16 protein-coding genes are annotated in these 18,099 nt (G+C 74.4%); 3 read left to right on the forward strand and 13 right to left on the reverse strand.

Annotated elements, in window-relative coordinates:
* Nucleotides 1–114: 114 nt before the first annotated feature.
* Together ACFW47_RS22985 and ACFW47_RS22990 are read right to left on the reverse strand one after the other, a co-directional pair.
* Nucleotides 115–663 carry a hypothetical protein gene (locus ACFW47_RS22985; protein WP_386277416.1) on the reverse strand — a complete coding sequence of 183 codons (549 nt, stop codon included), beginning with the start codon at nt 661–663 and terminating at the stop codon, nt 115–117.
* 27 nt (nt 664–690) lie between these two features.
* On the reverse strand, nt 691–1,269 hold the full coding sequence (locus ACFW47_RS22990; protein WP_386277418.1) for an ATP-binding protein: 579 nt from the start codon (nt 1,267–1,269) through the stop codon (nt 691–693).
* Nucleotides 1,270–1,450: 181 nt separating this feature from the next.
* Between ACFW47_RS22990 and ACFW47_RS22995 the strand changes: the two genes are divergently transcribed.
* Nucleotides 1,451–1,678, forward strand: coding sequence for a DUF397 domain-containing protein (locus ACFW47_RS22995; protein WP_031015816.1), 228 nt, complete (start codon nt 1,451–1,453; stop codon nt 1,676–1,678).
* A gap of 153 nt (nt 1,679–1,831) precedes the next feature.
* Nucleotides 1,832–2,755 carry a helix-turn-helix domain-containing protein gene (locus ACFW47_RS23000; protein ID WP_386277420.1) on the forward strand — a complete coding sequence of 308 codons (924 nt, stop codon included), beginning with the start codon at nt 1,832–1,834 and terminating at the stop codon, nt 2,753–2,755.
* A gap of 82 nt (nt 2,756–2,837) precedes the next feature.
* Here the strand turns inward: ACFW47_RS23000 and ACFW47_RS23005 are convergent, their stop codons facing one another.
* The 9 genes from ACFW47_RS23005 to ACFW47_RS23045 form a co-directional block, all read right to left on the reverse strand.
* Entirely contained in the window at nt 2,838–3,656 is an 819-nt protein-coding gene (locus tag ACFW47_RS23005) for an SAM-dependent methyltransferase (protein ID WP_386277421.1), read from the reverse strand.
* A 147-nt stretch (nt 3,657–3,803) separates the two neighbouring features.
* Nucleotides 3,804–5,084, reverse strand: coding sequence for an ABC transporter substrate-binding protein (locus ACFW47_RS23010; protein WP_386306879.1), 1,281 nt, complete (start codon nt 5,082–5,084; stop codon nt 3,804–3,806).
* Nucleotides 5,081–6,199: a branched-chain amino acid ABC transporter permease gene (locus tag ACFW47_RS23015; protein WP_386307077.1), complete on the reverse strand. Its 1,119-nt coding sequence runs from the start codon at nt 6,197–6,199 to the stop codon at nt 5,081–5,083. The genes ACFW47_RS23010 and ACFW47_RS23015 overlap by 4 nt, the downstream gene beginning before the upstream one ends.
* A 79-nt stretch (nt 6,200–6,278) precedes the next feature.
* Nucleotides 6,279–7,178, reverse strand: coding sequence for a branched-chain amino acid ABC transporter permease (locus ACFW47_RS23020; RefSeq protein WP_386277425.1), 900 nt, complete (start codon nt 7,176–7,178; stop codon nt 6,279–6,281).
* Nucleotides 7,175–7,975 carry an ABC transporter ATP-binding protein gene (locus ACFW47_RS23025; RefSeq protein WP_386306880.1) on the reverse strand — a complete coding sequence of 267 codons (801 nt, stop codon included), beginning with the start codon at nt 7,973–7,975 and terminating at the stop codon, nt 7,175–7,177. Before ACFW47_RS23025 ends, ACFW47_RS23020 begins: the two co-directional genes overlap by 4 nt.
* Nucleotides 7,972–8,790, reverse strand: coding sequence for an ABC transporter ATP-binding protein (locus ACFW47_RS23030; RefSeq protein WP_386277429.1), 819 nt, complete (start codon nt 8,788–8,790; stop codon nt 7,972–7,974). Before ACFW47_RS23030 ends, ACFW47_RS23025 begins: the two co-directional genes overlap by 4 nt.
* A 966-nt stretch (nt 8,791–9,756) precedes the next feature.
* On the reverse strand, nt 9,757–11,040 hold the full coding sequence (locus ACFW47_RS23035) for a PucR family transcriptional regulator (RefSeq protein ID WP_386306881.1): 1,284 nt from the start codon (nt 11,038–11,040) through the stop codon (nt 9,757–9,759).
* A gap of 118 nt (nt 11,041–11,158) precedes the next feature.
* Entirely contained in the window at nt 11,159–13,924 is a 2,766-nt protein-coding gene (locus ACFW47_RS23040; protein WP_386306883.1) for a LuxR C-terminal-related transcriptional regulator, read from the reverse strand.
* 219 nt (nt 13,925–14,143) lie between these two features.
* Entirely contained in the window at nt 14,144–15,067 is a 924-nt protein-coding gene (locus ACFW47_RS23045) for an alpha/beta hydrolase (protein ID WP_386277435.1), read from the reverse strand.
* Nucleotides 15,068–15,443: 376 nt separating this feature from the next.
* Here ACFW47_RS23045 and ACFW47_RS23050 point away from each other — a divergent pair, with 376 nt between their 5' ends.
* Nucleotides 15,444–16,328, forward strand: a complete 885-nt coding sequence (locus ACFW47_RS23050; protein WP_386277437.1) for a Gfo/Idh/MocA family protein — start codon at nt 15,444–15,446, stop codon at nt 16,326–16,328.
* A gap of 7 nt (nt 16,329–16,335) precedes the next feature.
* On the opposite strand, the gene ACFW47_RS23055 is transcribed toward ACFW47_RS23050, so the two are convergent.
* On the reverse strand, nt 16,336–16,722 hold the full coding sequence (locus ACFW47_RS23055; RefSeq protein WP_386277439.1) for a hypothetical protein: 387 nt from the start codon (nt 16,720–16,722) through the stop codon (nt 16,336–16,338).
* A gap of 50 nt (nt 16,723–16,772) precedes the next feature.
* Nucleotides 16,773–17,699: a GNAT family N-acetyltransferase gene (locus ACFW47_RS23060; RefSeq protein ID WP_386306884.1), complete on the reverse strand. Its 927-nt coding sequence runs from the start codon at nt 17,697–17,699 to the stop codon at nt 16,773–16,775.
* Nucleotides 17,700–18,099 lie beyond the last annotated feature (400 nt).

Raw genomic sequence — 18,099 nt, forward strand, 5'->3', positions numbered from 1 at the left:
CGAGCAGTAAGCCACCTTGTCCCGCGGGTCGGCACACCGGCACGCCGGTCGTCGTCGCGTCCGTCGCGCGCCGGAGGGAGACCCGCGCCTTCTCCCCCGCGGAGGGCGCGGGCCTCAGTCTCCGAGCGTGCGGGCGAGTTCGGTGGTGGCCCGCGTGATCTCGCTGTCGTCGTCGGCGAGCAGCCGCTCCAGCTCGTCCCGCCGGGCCCGGACGGCCTGCCGTGCCGCGCGCTCCCACGCCACCGGGTTCTCCCGGTGGTTGAGCAGCTTGGGATAGACGGTGGCGGTGGTCTCCCACTGCCGTGCGTCGGCGATGTTCTTCAGCAGCTGGATGATCTGGGGTCGGCAGTTCACCTGAGGCCGCTGGGCGAGCTCCCAGAGGAAGGGGACGGTCGCCGCGGTCGCCTGCTCGACGACGAAGCCGTACTGGCAGATGCGTTTCCGCAGATCGGCGAGGGCGGCCCGGGCGGTCTCCGGGTCACCCACGGCGACCTTGCGCAGCAGGCGCGGAATGGCCGCGGCCGAACCGCTGGAGTCCTGGATGTCGCTCCAGGGCACCCCGTCCAGCCCCGCGAGGGGGGCGGCGGCCCGGGGCAGGCCGGGCGGCCGCGTCTGACGGTCGGTGCTCCGGATGCTCGGCTCGGGTGTCGGAGCGCTGCGCATGGTGTGGGGCCCTCCGCGGCAGTCGGGTCAGGTGAGGTGACGGGTTGACAGGGTCGCCCAGACGGTCTTGCCCGCCGGCGGCCTCGGGGTCCAGCCCCAGTCGTCGGCGAGGGCGTCGACGATGCACAGGCCGCGTCCGTGCTCGCGCAGTGCGGAGCCGTCGGACGGGGTGCGCACGGGTTCGTTGTCGCCCGGGTCGGAGACGGTCAGCATCAGGTGACCGGGAGCCAGGGCGAGTCCCAGCCTGATCTCCGGCGCACCGGCCGGGGCGGACGGCATCGCGTGGGCCACGGCGTTGGACACGAGCTCCGTGATCACGAGGACGGCGTCGTCGGCGTGCCGGTCCAGGGACCAGCCGCTGAGCGTCTCCCGGGTGAAGACCCGGGCGCGGGCGAAGCCCTCAGCGCTGCACGCGATCCGCAGCACCGCGGCATCCGGGCGGCCGTCCCGCACGCGCGACTTGGCGTCCGGGGCGGCGAACGGCCACGGATCCCGGCCGGCGGCCGGCCGCGCCGTGTGCGGGAGCCCGCCGAACCGGCTCGCCGCGCCTGCCCCCGACACGGGTTCGCCGGACGGCCGGAGCCTTAAATGCGCAGGTGACGACACGGCATCTCCCTGATGCGACGTCAGAATCGAGCGTCCACCGGGGGGTTGACGCCACGGCTATTATCCACGCTGACAGCGCTCGCGTGCAATTGCACGGGAAATTGCGCGAAAAAAATCGGATGGGGGTCGCACGGGGGCCGAGGAGGCCCGGTCCGCTCCCCCGAACGGCAAGGAGACCGCGGTGCCACCAGTGCGCAACGGAGTGCAGGCCAGCTCGTTGGAAGCCTGCTGGAAGAAGAGTCGGCACAGCAACGCCGAGGGCAACTGCGTCGAGGTCGCCCTGGTGGACGGCGGCATCGCGATGCGCAACTCCCGCGATCCCGACGGCCCCGCGCTCGTCTACACCCCCGCCGAGGTCGCCGCCTTCCTGGCCGGGGCGAAGGAGGGCGAGTTCGACCACCTGCTGTGAGGCGGGGCCGCGATCACGGCGACGCGTGCCCCGGGGGCGGGTGCTTCCACCCAAGCGGAGGCCAACTACCCGATTTCCACGGGCGGATGCGGTAGGCATAGGCGGGATGAGATAGTGTGGTTTCTCAAGTCTGCCGGTCTGCTGGGAGTCAGGATGTCCGCCGCCGCGTCGCCTCGCATCTCCCGTCTCGAACCCTATCTGGACCGGGCCGAACCGGCTCCCACTCTGCTGAAGATGCTCGTCGGCGTGCAGCTGGCGGGCTTCCGTGAGGACGCCGGCCTCTCGCAGGAGCAGGCGGCACGCGAGCTGGGTTTCAGCGCGGCGAAGCTCTCGCGCATCGAGTCGGGCAAGGGCCGCAGGCCCCCGGCGGAGAAAGACGTCCGCGCGCTGCTGGACCGGTACGGCACCGACGCCTACGAGGCCTCGGTCCTGCTGAAACTGCTCCAGCGCGCCGGTGAGCCGGGCTGGTGGCAGCGGTACGACAAGCGCCTGATGCCCGAGTGGTTCGACCGTCTGGTCGGCCTCCAGGAGGCCGCGGCGACCATCCGGACCTTCGAGATCCAGTACGTCCCCGGTCTGCTCCAGACCGCGGCCTACACCCGGGCCGTGGTGGAGCGGGGCCTGCCCAACGCGCCCGCGGGCGAGGTCCGGCGCCGGGTGGAGCTGCGCATGCGCCGCGCGGAGCTGCTGCACCGCGCCGACGCGCCGCAGCTGTGGGCGATCGTCGACGAGTCCGTGCTGCTGCGGGTGCTGGGCAGCCGCGAGGTCATGCGCGAGCAGTTGGAGCACCTCGTCAAGATGGCGGCGGAGCCCCAGGTGACGCTGCAGATCGTGCCGCTGGACGTGACGAACGCTTCGGCGCCCGCGATCCCGGTCACCTATCTGCGCTTCGGCGGCACCGACCTGCCCGACGTGGTGTACCTGGAGCACATCCGGAGCGCCAACTTCCTTGAGGACCAGGACGAGACCGAGGAGTACCGGGTCGCGCTGGACCGGCTGGCCGACGAGGCGCTGACCCCGCGCGAGTCACTCGAGCTGCTGCGCTCGACGATCGCGCAGCGCTATCCCGGGAAGTAGCCGACACGGCAGTCGGAGGTGACGGCCGCGGCGGGCAGCAGGGCCGCACGCCCGCGCGCACGGCCCTCTCGCACGTCCGCCGCTAGCGGAGGCGGCCGAGTCCGCCGAACTCGATCCACTCGTCGGTGATCTGGCGGGGGGCCACGTCGGTGTCCGGACGCCAGGTGGAGACCTCCACCAGGCCCGGCTCCAGGATGTCCATGCCTTCGAAGAGCGCCTCGACGTCCTTCGGCTCGCGGACCCGGCCCCAGTGGCCCTGCGTCGCCTGGTCCATGAAGTCCGTGACGAACTTCCGCACTTCGGCGTCCTCGCTGACCAGCTGGCAGATCACCGCGTAGCTCCCGGGCACGAGCCGTTCGGTGACGCGGCGGACGACCGCCATCGGGCCGTCGGTGTCACTGTCCGGGATGCAGTGGAAGACCGAGTTGAACAGCACGGCGACCGGCTGCGAGAAGTCGATCAGGCGCTGGGTGTCCGGGTGGGAGAAGATCTCCTCGGTCGAGCGCATGTCGGCGTGGATGACGGCGGTCCGGTCGTTCTGGTCCAGCAGCGCGCGGCCGTGGACCAGCACCATCGGGTCGTTGTCGACGTAGACGACGCGGCACTCGGGGTCGACGCGCTGGGCGACCTGGTGCACGTTGTCCTGCGTGGGCAGGCCGGAACCGTGGTCCAGGAACTGGCGGATGCCGTAGTCCTCGGCGAGGGTCCTGACGACCCGCTGCAGGAAGCGCCGGTTGTTCAGGGCCAGCCGCCGCGTGCTGGGGACGACCTTGTCGAGTTCACCGACCGCCGCACGGTCGGCCGCGTAGTTGTCCTTGCCGCCCAGATAGTAGTCGTACATGCGTGCGGCCGTGGGCACGTTGGCGTCGATCTCCGTGGACAGCTGCTTGTCGGCTTGCATCGTTCCCCCAGCTCCGTACGGGCGCCAACTGGATTGGCATGACAGAGAGTACATCCTAAGGACCCGGTGGTCAGGGAAACCAGTGGGTGGACCGAGTGGCCGCCAAAGCCCGTTTTGGGCACGCGAGTTGGCGGCCACTCAATCCGGTCAGCCGCGGGCGGCCAGGTACGCGTCGACGCCGGGTGCCTTGTGGGCGTCCTCCACGCCGACCAGGCCGCCGACCGCCTTGGCGTCGGGCTTGAGCACGTAGGTGGACCGGCTGGCCGGCTCGGTCACGAAGGTGAAGTTCTGCGGGGTGCCGAGGCCGGTGTCTGCGTTCTTCTGCGAGCGGTGCGCCTTCACCACGGCCTCGCGGGTCAGGCTGCCGCCCTCACAGGCCTTCTTCAGGCCGGCGCCGATCAGCTGGGCGGCGTTGTACCCGGAGAGCACGCCGGAGTCGACCGGCTCGCCGGGGTACTTCTCGGTGTAGGAGGCGACCATTTTCTTGACGCCCGGCAGGTCGGAGCTGACCGCGGGTGCGGCGCTGACGACGTGGACCATGGCCTCCAGGGCCGGCGCCGCGGGGGTCTTCATCAGCTGCGGGGAGTATCCGGGGGCGCTGGAGACGATCGGCACCTTCAGGCCCCGGGCGGCGGCGACCCCGGCGAGGGAGGCGGTCTGCGCGGGGCCCGCGCTGATCAGGACGGCCTTCACGCCGGCGTTGCTCAGCGCGGAGACCTGCGCGGTCAGGTCGGTGTCCGTCGCCTTGATCTTCTGGCCGACCACCTTCATCCCGGCCTGCTCGGCGGCCCATTCGGAGCCTTCCAGCGCGTTGGTGCCGTAGTCGCCCTCGAAGTACACGTGGCCGATCGTGTCGCCCTTGGCGATCTTCTTGGTACGGGTCAGGAAGTCGACGGCCGCGATCATGTCGAGGTCGTAGGTGGTACCGAGGACCTGGACGGCGTCCTTGCCGAGCAGGGAGGCGGCCCAGGCCTGCGGGAAGGTCAGCATGCCGTCCCGCTCGATGTCGTCCAGCAGCGCCGCGACCACCGGTGAGCCGATGACCTGGGGCAGGGCCACCACGTCCGGGGAGATGTCGGCGTAGGCGGTCACCGCCTTCTGCACGTCGTAGCCGTGGTCCTTGACGACGATCTCGACCTTGCGTCCGCAGATGCCGCCCGCCGCGTTGGTCTCGTCGGCCCACATCTGCTGGGCCTGCACGATGGACTTGCCGAGGGTGGCGTAGGGGCCGGTGAGGTCGGTCAGCGCGCCCAGCCTGATGCCCTTCTCGCTGACTCCGGGACCGGCCTTGACGCCGTCGGCGGCGTCGTCGGTGCTCCCTCCCTCCGCCTTGGAGCTGCATGCGGTGCCCGCGAGCAGCACGGCGGCCAGTGCCGCGGCCAGGGCGGCGGTCCGGGTGGTGCGGGGCCTTGGGTGCGTGACGTTCACGGGGTGTGCTCCTTGGCTCGTGCGGTGGTTGCGGAGGTGGCTGAGGCCGGGGTGGTCGCGGCGTTTCCGGTGGTTTCCGAGGTGGCGGAGGAGGGACCGGACGGTCGGCGGCGCAGACGGGCACGGGTCCGCCGGGCCAGTCCGTGCAGGCCGTCGGGGGCGTAGAGCAGGATGACGACGATCGCGGCGCCGTACAGGTAGCGGGCGGCCTCGGTCGGGCCGATCGAGCCGTCGCCGGAGCCCGGCGTCGCCACCAGCGGCAACTGGTCGGCGTAGCGCGTCATCAGCAGCGGCAGGGCGGTGACGAAGACGGCTCCGGCGGTCGCTCCGGCCACGGAGCCGAGACCGCCGATGACGATCATGGCCAGGTAGTCGACGGAGAGGAGGAGCGAGAAGTAGTCGGGCACGACACGGCGGAAGGAGAGCGCGAGCAGGACGCCGGCGAGGCCCGCGTACATCGAGGAGACGACGAACGCCGCCGAGCGGTACCGCGCCACCGGCACGCCCATCACGGACGCCGCCGTCTCGCTGTCGCGCAGCGCGGACAGGGCGCGTCCCGGCCGCCCGCGCAGCACTCCGCGCGCGGTGAACCAGGTGAGGGCGAACAGGGCGAGGCCCAGGTACCAGAGTCGTTCCTCGGCACCGAACGGCACACCCAGGACAGTCAGTTCGGGGCCGGTCTCGGCGAAGCTGAAGCCGCCGATCTCCAGCGGCGGCACCGAGCGGCCGTTGAAGCCGCCGGTGACGGAGTCCGCGGTGAGCAGGACGTGGTGGCCGAGGAAGACCAGGGCGAGGGTGGCCACGCCGAGGTAGACGCCCTTGACCCGGCCGGCGACGGGGCTGAACAGGCCGCCCGCGGCCCCGGCGAGCAGCACGGCGAGGACGGCGGCGAGGACGGGCGGCAGTCCCGGTCCGGGCTCGCCCGCCAGCCATACGTAGCCGTAGGCGCCGACGGCGAGGAAGAAGGCGTGGCCGAGGGAGAGCTGGCCCGCGGTGCCGCTGAGCAGGCTGAGCCCGACGGCGCCGATGGCCGCGGCCATGGAGAACAGGCCGATGCGCAGCCAGAAGGCGTCGAGGTAGAAGGGCAGGGCGCACAGCAGGAGCGCGACGAGCAGGAGCCTGCCGGGATTGAGGAGGCGGCTGCCCCCCGGGGCGTGACGCGGCTTGCGGAGGCCGGACCCGGACTTGCGGGGATCAGACACGAGCCGCTCCCTTCGCCGCGAAGAGTCCGGCGGGTCGCACCAGGAGGACCAGCACCATGACGGCGTACGGGGCGACGTCCCCGAAGCCCTCACCGAGGACGTGCAGGTCGGACTGGTAGCCGGCGACGAAGGCCTCGGTCAGCCCGATCAGCATGCTGCCGACCAGGGCGCCGACCGGGGAGGCCATGCCGCCGAGGATGGCGGCCGGGAAGGCCTTGAGGGCGATCTGCCCGGTGGTGCGTTCCAGCCCCGGCGCCGGGAAGGCGACCAGGAAGACCGCGGCGAGCGCGGCGAGTCCGCCGGCCAGGCACCAGGCGGCGGTGCGTACGCGGGTCAGCCGTACGCCCATGAGGGCGGCGGCCTCGCGGTCCTCGGCCGCCGCGCGCAGCGACAGGCCCCAGGGTGTGAACCGGAACAGGGCGAAGGCGCCGCCGATGGCCGCGGCCGACACCAGGATCGCGGCGATGCGGCTGTCGGCGACGGTCACCGGGCCCAGGTCGGTCACCGCGTTGCCCCACGGGTCGCCGAGCGGCAGCAGGTCGCCGCCGATCCGCCGGGCCAGGTCGGTCACCAGGATGATGTCGATGCCGATGGTGACGATGGTCTGCACGTGGGCGGCGTGCGGGTCGGTGCCGCCGACCCGCTGCAGCACCAGCCGGTCCAGCGCGCCCGCCACGGCCGCCGTCACGACGACGGCGAGGGCCAGCGCCCCGGCGAAACCGAGGTCGTCGTGGAGGACGGCGACGAGGTAGCCGCCGAGCAGCAGGAGCGAGCCGTGAGTGAAGCTCAGGACGCCACAGGCCTTGAAGATGGTGACGAAGCCGAGGGCGATCAGGGCGTAGACGGAGCCCAGCGCCAGGCCGTTGAGCAGGGCGTCGAGGAAGCCGGTCATGCCGCGTCCTCCCCGGTGGCACCGGTACCGAGGTAGGCGCGCAGCACCTCGGGGTCGCGCCGGACCTCGTCGGGGGTGCCGTGGGCGATGGCCTTGCCGAAGTCGAGGACGGTGACCTCGTCGGCGAGCCGCATGACCAGACCCATGTCGTGCTCGACCAGCACGAGGGACAGGCCGAGTTCGGCACGGATCTCCCGGACGACCTCGGTCATCCGGACACGTTCGGCGGCGTTCATACCGGCCACCGGTTCGTCGAGCAGCAGTACACGGGGCTCCAGACAGAGGGCACGGGCGAGTTCGACCCGCTTGCGGTCGCCGTACGAGAGCAGGGCGACGGGTGAGTCGAAGTGGGCGCCGAGGCCGGTGAGTTCGGCGATCTCGCGGGCCTTGGCGAGGTGGGCGCGCTGTTCGCGCACGGCGCTGGGCAGGCGCAGGGCGCTGGCGGCGAAGCCGGCACGGGAGAGGGCGTGGCGGCCGAGCATCAGGTTGTCGGCGACGGTGCCCTGGGTGGTGACGATGTTCTGGAAGGTACGGGCCACCCCGAGGGCGGCGATCCTGTGCGGGGCGAGCCGGGTCAGCTCCGCGTCGCCGAGGCGAACGGTGCCGGCGCTGGGCCGGTACAGACCCGACAGGACGTTGAAGCAGGTGGACTTGCCCGCGCCGTTGGGACCGATGACGGCGTGCACCGTGCCGGGGGCGACGGTGAAGGAGACGTCGTCGAGGGCGACGAGACCGGCGAAGCGCACAGTCACGTCGCGGACCTCGAGCGCCGGGGGCGCGGCGGTGCGGGAGGTCACGCGGCCCCCTTGCCGTCGGTGTCCGCGGCGGCCCCGGTGGCCTCGGTGGTCTCTGTGTCCTCACCCAGGTAGAGGCGGCGTACGGCGTCCGTCCGGGCGAGTTCGGCGGCGGGGCCGGACAGCCGGACCTCACCGACCTCCAGGACGTGGGCGTGCTCGGCGAGGGACAGCGCCATGCCGGCGTTCTGTTCGACGAGGAGTACGGCGGTGCCCTGGGCGTTGATCTCGCGGACCACCTCGGCGATGCGGTCCACCATCAGCGGGGCGAGGCCGAGGGAGGGCTCGTCCAGCAGGAGCATGCGGGGCGCGGCCATCAGGGCGCGGCCGATGGCCAGCATCTGCTGCTCCCCGCCGGACAGCAGGCCGGCGGCCTGGCGGGTGCGCTCGGCGAGCCGCGGGAAGAGGGTGAAGACCCGCTCCCGGGCTTCGCGGACCTGGGCCGGGGCGCGCCGGTTGAGGCCGAGTCCCCCGGCCCGCAGGTTCTCGTCGACGCTGAGTCCGGCGAACACCCGCCTGCCCTCGGGCACCTGGACGACTCCGGCGCGTACGGCGGCGACCGGGTCCCGGCCGTCCAGGACCGTGTCACCGTAGCGGACGCGGCCGGCCGTGATCGCGCCGCGGTGCAGGCGCAGGGTGCCCGACACGGCCCGCAGCAGCGTCGTCTTGCCGGCGCCGTTCGCGCCGAGCAGTGCGACGACACCGCCGTGCGGGACGGTCAGGGACACGGAACGGAGGGCGGACAGGGCGCGCCCGTACGTCACGTCGAGACTCTCGACGTGCAGCGCGGGCTCGCCGTCCGGTGGTGCTGCGGGCATCACGGCTCCTTGGGACCGTGCCGGGGCCGGCACGGTGACGGGTGAAGGGGGAGCTCACGACAGCACGGGCCCGGGTGCCCGTACAGGGGTCACCGGCCGGGTCGCTGCGGCGTCCCAGTCCTGGGGTGGAGAGTCTGTGCGGCTGCCCAGGGCGGGGTGGCACTGGTGGTGGCGGGGGCGCCGGGCTCCCCAGGGTCCGGCGGCCTGCGCGAGGTGGCGTGGCGCGCTGCCGCCGGGGCGGGCGCATGGGCGAGGTGGGTGCCGCGTCGCTCCCGCCGGGCGCGTTGCGGCTCCGCGCCGACGACCTGTCGTGGGACCGGCGGCCATCCCGCCTCGGCCGACGCCGACAGCGGCCCGCCCGCGCCCGCGGCCCGGCGCGGTGGCCCGGGCCGCGGCGCGGTGCCGGGCCGGGCGTGCGGGTCAGGCGGTTCCGGGCCGGGTCGAACCGGGGGCGCGCCGGGCCAGGCCGAGCCGGGCCGGACCGGGTCAGGCCACCCCGGGCGGACGCCCCGGACCAGACCGGACAGAACCGCCCCTCACCGTGCCAGGCCGCACCACCCGCACCTCACCGCACCGAGTCAGGCCGACCCCGGCAGAACCGCCCCGGACCAGACCGGCAGACCAGGCCGGCCGGAACCGCACCGCGCCGTGCCAGACCGCACCACCCGCACCTGACCGCACCGGGCCAGCCGGCGGAAGCGCGCCGGGCCGGACCGAGCCGCGCCGAATCATGCCGGGCCGTGGTCAGACCGGAGCAGGCCGAACCGGGCCGGACCGGACCGGACCGGGGAGGGCGGAGTCCGGGCAGGACAGGGCCGTGGCCGAACCGGGCCGGACTGTGTCAGGCCGTGGCCGGACCCGGCCGTGCCGGGCCGCGCGGGCAGGCTCGGCAGGGCAGCGCAGGGCCGTGTCGCGCCGGGTCCTGGTCGGCAGTGTGTGGCGGTCCGCGCGGTGCTCGTGCCTTCCTCAGTCGCGCAGGACCCGCCGGGCGGTCAGCGCCAGACTGATCTCCACCACGTCGGCCGGGCGGGCCAGTGAGCGGCCGGTGAGTTGCTCGCAGCGGCGGAGGCGGTTGAGGACCGTGTTGCGGTGGCAGTAGAGGCGTTCGCCGGCCCGTTGTGCGGAGCCGTCGCAGTCGAGCCAGGTGGTGAGGGTGTCCAGCAGCACCTCGCGGTCGGCGGGTTCCAGCCGCAGCAGCGGACCGAGCACCCGCTCGGCGAGGGCGCCGCCGAGTTCGGGGCTGGAGGCGACGAGGGCGGCGGGGAGGTGGTCGGCCAGCCTCACCGTGCCGCCGGTCTGCGGGCATATCTCCAGGGCGGTGTCCGCGAACCTGCGGGCGTCTCCGACCGAGGCCAGCCCGTCGACGGCGCTGCCGATGCCGATCCGGACGCCGAGGACCGGGGCGCACGGCCCGCCCTCGGGCGCCGGCGGTTCCGGGAACCCTTCGTCGCCCGTGTCGGCCAGGACGATGCCGTAGTCGACGTCCGCCCCCGTGTGCCAGTGGACGCGGACGCCCGGGGGTACGGCGGCGCGGGCGGCGTCGGACCGGGCGGGGTGCGCGCCGGTGACGGCGACGACGACGTACCGGCCGTGTTCCGGCAGGCCCAGGGCCTGGGCGGCCTCGGGCAGGTCGGCGATGCGGCTGGTGCCGTCGAGCAGGCCCGCCGCCAGCACCCGGGCCCGGTTCTCACGGAGCCGGCCGATCCGCCACTCGGTCTGCCGGTAGGCGTCGGCGACGAGGGTGCAGTGCTCGTCGACGAAGTTCCAGACGTCGGCGGCCACGTGGACGAGGAGGCGCACGTCCTCGGGCGCGGTGCGGGAGGTCTCCTCGACCAGCCGCTGCCAGACCAGCGAGCCGCCGAGGCGGAAGGCGTGCAGCAGGGCGTCGAGCGGGAGGCCCTGCTCGGCGCGGGTGGCGCCGATCCGCCAGGTGCAGCGGTGGGCCGCGTCCCGGGAGCCGCGGGGGTCCAGCAGTGAGGCCACGCTGTGCCGCAGGGAGCGGTGGGCCTCCTGCCAGGTGGCCGTGGGGTCCTTGGTGAGGGCCGCGCGGTACGCCGGTTCCTGCTCCCGCAGCAGGGCGACCAGCCGGTCGGTCAGGTCGGGCAGGTCGTCGAGCAGGGCGCGGGCGGCCCGGTGCAGGACCCGCAGCGCGTCGGCGTCCATCAAGGACGCGACGCTCGGTGTCCGCGGGCGTGGAACGGGCGTCAGTCCGGTGCGGATCGCTGCTCGTGACCGTACGGCGTGCTGCATCGCGGTCCTCCCCCAGGCCAGGGCTTGCGGAGGTGCCCCGCGGCGGGCCGTCCGCCCGTGCCGGGCATGCCCCCTGACTCGTCCTGCCCCGAAGGATGGCATACCGTCCGGTCGGTCCCTAGGGTTGTGCACCGGTCTTTTCAGACCTTCCGGCCGCCTGCGCCTGCTCGGCGTGCTCCACCATGCGGGCCAGTTCCAGGCGGGACCGTACGCCGAGCGCGGCGAAGACCTTGCGGAGGTGGTAGTCGACGGTGCGGGTGCTCACCGCGAGGGTGAGCGCGACCTCCCGGTTGGTGGCGCCCTCGGCGACGTGCCGGGCGATGCGCAGTTGCTGCGGCGTCAGGCGGGTCAGCGGTCCGGCCTCCCGGGCCCGCGGCGCGGCCCCGAGCGCCCGCAGTTCCGCGCGGGCCTGTGCCGCCCAGACCCCCGCGCCGCACCGGTCGAAGCCGGCGAGCGCGGTGCCGAGACGGCCACGTGCCTCGCGGGGTCTGCGCCGCCGGCGCAGCCACTTGCCGTACAGCAGCGCGGTGCGGGCCCGCTCGAAGTCGCCGCCCGCCTCTTCGTGCCGGGCGAGGGCGCGCCGGTAGAGGTCGTCGGCGCGTTCCGGCGGGGCCAGCAGGGCGTGGCAGCGGGCCAGTTGTGCGGCGGCCTGCGGATCGGCGCCGAACGCCGCCCAGCCGGCGAAGTCCGTGAGCACCTCGTGGGTGTCCTCGGGACGTCCGGCGAGGGCCGCGGCCTCCACGAAGCACGGCACGGCGAGCCGCCACACCGCGAAGTGCCCGCGTCCGGGCCCGGGCAGGACCAGGAGCCCGAGCCGGTCGGCCGCGTCGTGGGGCCGACCCCGGCCCAGGTCGGCGCGGGCCGCTGCCCACTCCGCGAGGGTGGCCGCCTGGGCCAGCCCGTGGCGCCGGGCCGTGGCCAGCGCGGCCGTCACGTACCGGGCCACCGCCTCCGGCTCCTCCTCGATCGACGCCGCCAGCGCCAGTACGGCCTGGTGGTGGGCCGCGGTGTTGCGCTGGCCGACGCGCAGCGCGGTGCGCAGTCCCTCCTCCGCGTGGGCGCGGGCCTGGGGATGCCGGCCGGCGCGCAGTTCGGCGTAGGCGAGGTACTCCAGCGCCTGCGGCACCAGCGCGGCCGACCCGGACTGCCGGGCCGCGGCCAGCGCCCGCGCGCCCGCCCGGCGGGCGGCGTCCACGTTCCCGAGCAGCAGGGCGGCGGAGGCGGCCCGCAACAGCCGCTCGGGCCGGACGTCGGTCCGGGCCCGCTCCACCACCTGCCCGAGTGCCGGGGCGGCCCGGTCGAGCCGTCCTTCGAGCAGTGCCCGCATGCCGGCGCGGTGATCGCGCACGGGGTCGGGTGCCGGTACCCCCACCTGCGGCCCACCGGACCCGGCCCCGGCGCTCGGTACCGGGGCGTCGACCGGGACCGCCGGCGGGTCGGGCGCCAGTGCGGCCAGGCAGGACGGCAGGTCGCCCGCCGCCCAGGCCGCGTCGGCGGCGGCCAGCGCGGCGGAGGCGGCGTCGGCGGGGGCGGCGTCGGCCAGCAGGGCCGCGGCCAGCAGCAAGGACTGGTGGGCGTCGTCTACGGGGCCGTCCCGGAGTTCCGCCAGGCCCCGCACCAGCTCGGCCCGCCCTCGTACCGCGGCCGGGGCGGCGCAGCCGCGGGCCGCCGCGAGCAGGGGACGCGCGCGGGCGGGGCGGCCGGCGAGCAGGGCCTGTTCGGCGGCGGCCGTGTACCGCTCCGCCCGGACCGGCGGAGCGGCCGTCAGTTCGGCGGCGCGGGCGTACGCCGCGTCGCGCAGCTCGTGGGAGGCCGGCTCCGATCCGTCGGCGGCGGCCACCGCCAGCCGTTCCGCGAGCCGCGCCGCCGGCCCCGGACCGGACAGTGACCAGGAGCGGTGCAGCAGCGCCGGCAGCCGGTGGCCGCCGGTCTCCAGTACGTCGGCCAGCGCCCGGTGCGCGGCCCGGCGCCGCTCCGGCGCGGCGGTGGCGTGGACGGCCCGGCGCAGGAGCGGGCTGTGGAAGCGGAGCCGGTCGCCGGCCCCGGCGAGGGGTTCGGGAAGGGGGTCCGCGGTGGGGGCGGGTGCGGAGGCGGGGCGCAGGCGTCGCAGGGCGTCCAGGACCAGGCCGGTGTCGGCGTCCGGTCCGTCCGACGCCCGTACGGCCGCCGCCACCGTCAGCAGCAGGTCGCGGACGGCCGGGGACTGGCCGGACAGTGCCGGGCCGGCCACCGCCGCCAGTGTCCCGGCGTCGGCGAGCGGGTGGGGCAGCGGCCGGAGCCCGCGCAGTTCGGCGGGCGAGAGCCGGCGGACGAGCGCGAGGAGCAGGGCCGGGTTGCCCTCCGCCTCGGCCAGCAGTTGCTCGCGGACGGCCGGGGCGGTGGAGCCGTCGGTCACGTCGTCGAGCAGGGCGTCGGCGTGCGACGGCGCGAGCGGGTCGAGGCGGACGACGGGGAGGCGGGCGTACTCCGGGCCGACGGCACGGTGTCCGGCGACGGAGAGGAACAGCGCGACGCGTCCCGCGGTGTGCAGGCGCTCGGCCGCCTGGCCGAGGGCGGCTCGGGCCGGCGCGTCCCACAGGTCCGCGTCGTCGGCGCAGACGAGGAGCGGCGCCTCGCCGGCCGCCGCCCGCAGGGTGCCGAGCAGTTCCCCGGCGGTGGCGGGCGCGCCCCGGTCCGCACCGGGGCCGAGGTGCAGTACGGGGCCGGCCCGGAAGGAACGGGCGGCCCACTGGAGGAGGGTGGTCCGGCCGAGCCCGGGTTCGCCGGTCACGACGAGGTGGCCGCTGTGGGTGCGCACCCCGTCCAGCAGGGCCCGCACCGCCTCCCGCTGCGCGCTCCGGCCGTGGATCCGCACGGCCGTACGTACGGTCGTCAATCCGGTCATCCACGGGAGGTTACGCGTGCGTAACCTGACGCGGAAGCCATCGGTCCGCCGCGGCCCGCCGGGGTGTCGGCCGTGTCACCTGCGGTTGTGCGGCGTACGACCGTGACGGGCACTGTGCCGCTGCCCAGGCGTCACGGCCGCGGGCCGTGCGGCGGCACAGCGGGCCGGCGACGGCCGCGACGTGCGTGCGACCGCCGCCGGCCGGTGCCGGGAGGGACGTCAGGAGCCGTGCGGGCAGTTGCCCCGGTACTCCTCGATGGTCAGGCTCGGCCGGGGCAGCGGGCACAGGAACTGCTCGTAGCGGGTGTCGTTGTCGATGAACCGCTTGAGCCAGGAGATGCTGTACTTCGCGATCGTCGTGTTCGACGTGTTCGGCGAGAAGTGGCTCGCGTTGTTCAGCTCCAGGTAGGCACGGTCCGTTCGGGACGGCAGGCTGGAGTAGAACGGTTCGGAGTGCGAGGAGACGGGCGCGATCGTGTCGCCGTCGGCCCCCACGATCAGGGTCGGGGTGCTGACCTCCGGCCAGCTCTTGTCCAGGTTCCAGGGGGTGAGCGGGATCGCCGCCTGGAGCGAGGGACGGGACTTGGCGGCCTCCAGTGAGCCTCCGCCGCCCATGGAGTGGCCCATCACGCCGAGCCGGCTGCTGTCGATCCGTCCGCGGACGGAGCTGCGCTCGGTCAGGTAGTCCAGGGCGGCCAGCAACTGGCGGCCGCGGGAGTCGGGCTGGTCCAGCGTGGTGTTGGTGTCGATGGTGAAGACCACGAAGCCCTGGGAGGCCAGCCGCGGACCGAGCCAGGCGATGGACGACTGGTACGCGGTGAAGCCGGGCGAGATGACGACGGCGCCGAAGGTGCCGTCGCTGGTGCTGGTCGGGTAGTAGATGGTGCCGCCGCCGAAGCCGGTGACCCCGAACGAGGAGACGGTGGTGTCGGCCACGGAGTACGGGCCGCGCAGGGCCTCGATGCTGGACTCGGTGGGCGCCGGGCCGCGCTCGTACGGGTTGTCGGCGACGGCCTGGGCGCCGGGACCGGTGAGGGTGGTGAGCGCTACCGCTGCGGCCACGGCGGCCGTGACACCGGCGAGCCGCCGCCGGGTCCCGCGGAACGCCCGACGCGCGGCGTGGGTGTGGGGGTTCTGCTGCACGGGGAGTGGTCCTCTCTGTCGTGGCGAGGGGCCCGGCCGGTGGTCGCACACGACCCGGGACACGTGGGGTCGCGTCCCGGGACATCCACCGCCGGACGTCGCCGATGAGCTGGCGGTGCCACTGTCGGGGCGGGGGGCGGCCGGGGGGATCGGCACAATCACCGGTCTCCTGCGGCGGGTTCGGCTGCGGGAGCGGGGCGCGGAGCCGAGGACGGGAACGGATCTCCCGTTTCCGCCGTCTCCGGAGCATCCGTGGTCTTGCCCGGACACCCGGTCGGTGTGGCACGCTCGGCGTCGGCCGGGCGGTCGTGCGCCGGCCGGTGAGGAACGTCAGCCGTGCCCGGTGTCGGGTCCGGCACGGTGGAGAGGCGACGGCATGCGGATCGGACTGCTCGGCACCGGGCCCTGGGCGGACATGGCGCACGCCCCCGCGCTGGGTCTGCACGACGGCCTGGACTTCGTGGGGGTGTGGGGCCGCCGTCCCGAGGCCGCCGGGGAGTTGGCGCGGCGGCACGGCACCAGCGCCTACGACGACCTCGACGCCCTGCTCGCGGACGTGGACGCCGTCGCGGTCGCGCTGCCCCCGGCGGTGCAGGCCGACATGGCGGTGCGTGCGGCGCGCGCCGGCTGCCATCTGCTGCTCGACAAGCCGCTCGCGGCGACCGTGGCGCAAGGGCGTGCGGTGGTCGAGGCGGCCGGTGAGGCGGGCGTCGCCTCGGTGGTCTTCTTCACCGCCCGGTTCCAGTCCGAGACCGAGGCGTGGATCACCGAACAGGGCGCCGGGGGCGACTGGTTCACCGGGCGGGCGCAGTGGCTCGGCGCGGTGTTCGGCGGGGACAGCCCGTTCGCCGGCTCACCGTGGCGGCGGGAGAAGGGCGCCCTGTGGGACGTGGGACCGCACGCGCTGTCCGTGCTGCTGCCGGTCCTGGGTGACGTCCGGCGCGTGTCGGCCGCGGCTCCTGGGCCGGGGGACACCGTCCATCTGGTCCTCGACCACTCCGGCGGCGCGTCCAGCACGCTCACGCTCAGCCTGACGGCACCGCCGGCGGCGGCGGGCGCGGCGGTGGAACTGCGCGGCCGGACGGGGGTGACGCTGCTGCCCGAGGCAACGGAGGGGCCGGTGCCCGCGCTGCTGCGGGCGGTGGACGCGCTTCTCGCCTCCGCCGGTGGCGGGGGCCCGCACCCGTGCGACGCCTCGTTCGGCCTGCGGGTCACCGAGATCCTCGCCGAGGCGGAAGCCCTGCTGGACGGGCGTCGGTGAACCGGGGTCAGCCGCCCGTCCCCTCCTCCGCGAACGGTTCGTCGCTCCACCTGAACCAGGCCCGCTCCCCCCGGATGTGCAGCAGGAACTCGGCGACCGGGCCGTCGGGGGAGATGAGCCGCACCCCCCGCTCGATCTCGGCGTAGACCGCCTCCCATTCGTCCCAGTGCCCGGCGTCGTCCCGCTCCGCGAGCGCGAGTTCGCGCGCGAAGAGGTCCTCGACGCCGCCGAACGCGGGGCCCGCCCGGAACCGGCCCGAAAGCCAGGGGAAGTCGGCGTCGTCGATCAGGATCTCGCCGATGACCGCACCGTCGCCCCCGCCCTCCCCGCCCGCTCTCCCCTCCCCGGCGTCCGGAGCCCCGCGCACGTACCAGGTCTCGCCCTCGAACCCCACGTCCGTCCTTCCGCCGCCCGCCGTCGCCCGCCGGCGCCCAACCCTGTGGATCACTCTGCCGGCCGGCATGCCACCCGGTGGCGGCCGTCCGCCGGAGGACGGAAGTTGATCCGTTCCCGTACGACCGGGTATCCCGCCCTGACGAAACTGGCGGCCATCGGATGGTTCCCCCGGTCGGTCGCGGCGGAGACGAAGTCCGCGCCCCGTTCCACGAGGAAGCGGGTGCACTCGGCCAGCAGGTCGTACGCGTAGCCGTGTCCGCGGTGTTCGGGCAGGACACCGACGAAGCCGATGCAGGGACCGGAGGGATTGTGCGCGGGGATGTGGATGCCGGCCAGTTCACCTGTCGGGGTACGGGCGACCTGCCACCACTCCCGCGGCGACGGGCACCAGTGGAAGAAGTCGAGGTCCGACTGGGCGGCCCGGTCGAGTCCGCCCTCCTCGATGTCCGTCAAGGCGTGGGCGTCCAGGGTGACGGAGTGGATGCGGCGCAGCGCGCCGAAGAACACCGCGTCGTCCGGGTCGGGGCGGAAGTCCAGCCGCCCGGGCCGCCCGGGGAGGCCGCACTCCGGCGTCCACCGGTACAGGAAACGTTCGGCCAGGAGGCCGTACCCGGCTCCCCGGGCGGCGGCGAAGCGCGCCTCGGTGGCGGCGCGCAGGGCCGGGACCTCCCGCCAGTCGCCGGGCGGGTTCAGTTCGAGTTCGACCTGCCAGGGCGCGCTGCGCAGGAGTTCCGCTCCCGCCTGCTCCTCGCCCTCCAGCACGTCGAACCAGTTGACGTTGAGGGGTTCGGGGTCGTCGGGACCACCCCACCAGGCGCCGCGGGCGACGACGACCCCGTCGCGCAGCGCGACCCGCTTCCACTCGGGGCGGTGGCGGGTGAGCCGGTTGGCCCCACGGGTGTCCAGCGGGTCGGGCATGGTGCCGAAGAGACGGGCGTCGTTCGCGTCGAGCGCGCGGATGACCAGATCGGTCACGGATTCCTCCGGGATGCGTCATGCGTGGTGCGCTCCCGGTCAGCCGAGGCACGCCGGGACTACGGGGAGGGAGCGCGGATTCTCGGTGAACTGCACGGTTCTGCCCTCCTTCCGCCGGTCTCGGGCGTGGCTCCCGCACTGTAGAGGACACCCAGCGGGCGGCACCACCGGTTTTCGAGTACGGATTAAACGGGCCTTAAACGCCGCTTAAGCGTCACCCGTCCCGCGTGAGAAGTCCCTAGTCCCCGGGGGTGCAACAAGATTGGGGCGGCCGGAGGCGGTTGGCCGGGTCATGCGTTCTGCGTACCATCGGCGCACGGCGTGAGAGCGCTCTCACCATTTGGCGCCCTCAGGATTCCGCCCGCGCTTCTGTCATGTCCCGAACATTCTGGAGACCCCC

The sequence above is a fragment of the Streptomyces sp. NPDC058796 genome, from assembly GCF_042745235.1.
Classification (GTDB): domain Bacteria; phylum Actinomycetota; class Actinomycetes; order Streptomycetales; family Streptomycetaceae; genus Streptomyces.

What these genes read in the sequence shown, in the direction of transcription:
- ACFW47_RS22985 (WP_386277416.1), bottom strand. Translation starts at nt 663, where the DNA reads ATGCGCAGCGCTCCGACACCCGAGCCGAGCATCCGGAGCACCGACCGT.
- ACFW47_RS23000 (WP_386277420.1), top strand. Translation starts at nt 1,832, where the DNA reads ATGTCCGCCGCCGCGTCGCCTCGCATCTCCCGTCTCGAACCCTATCTG.
- ACFW47_RS23005 (WP_386277421.1), bottom strand. Translation starts at nt 3,656, where the DNA reads ATGCAAGCCGACAAGCAGCTGTCCACGGAGATCGACGCCAACGTGCCC.
- ACFW47_RS23020 (WP_386277425.1), bottom strand. Translation starts at nt 7,178, where the DNA reads ATGACCGGCTTCCTCGACGCCCTGCTCAACGGCCTGGCGCTGGGCTCC.
- ACFW47_RS23030 (WP_386277429.1), bottom strand. Translation starts at nt 8,790, where the DNA reads ATGCCCGCAGCACCACCGGACGGCGAGCCCGCGCTGCACGTCGAGAGT.
- ACFW47_RS23035 (WP_386306881.1), bottom strand. Translation starts at nt 11,040, where the DNA reads ATGCAGCACGCCGTACGGTCACGAGCAGCGATCCGCACCGGACTGACG.
- ACFW47_RS23040 (WP_386306883.1), bottom strand. Translation starts at nt 13,924, where the DNA reads ATGACCGGATTGACGACCGTACGTACGGCCGTGCGGATCCACGGCCGG.
- ACFW47_RS23050 (WP_386277437.1), top strand. Translation starts at nt 15,444, where the DNA reads ATGCGGATCGGACTGCTCGGCACCGGGCCCTGGGCGGACATGGCGCAC.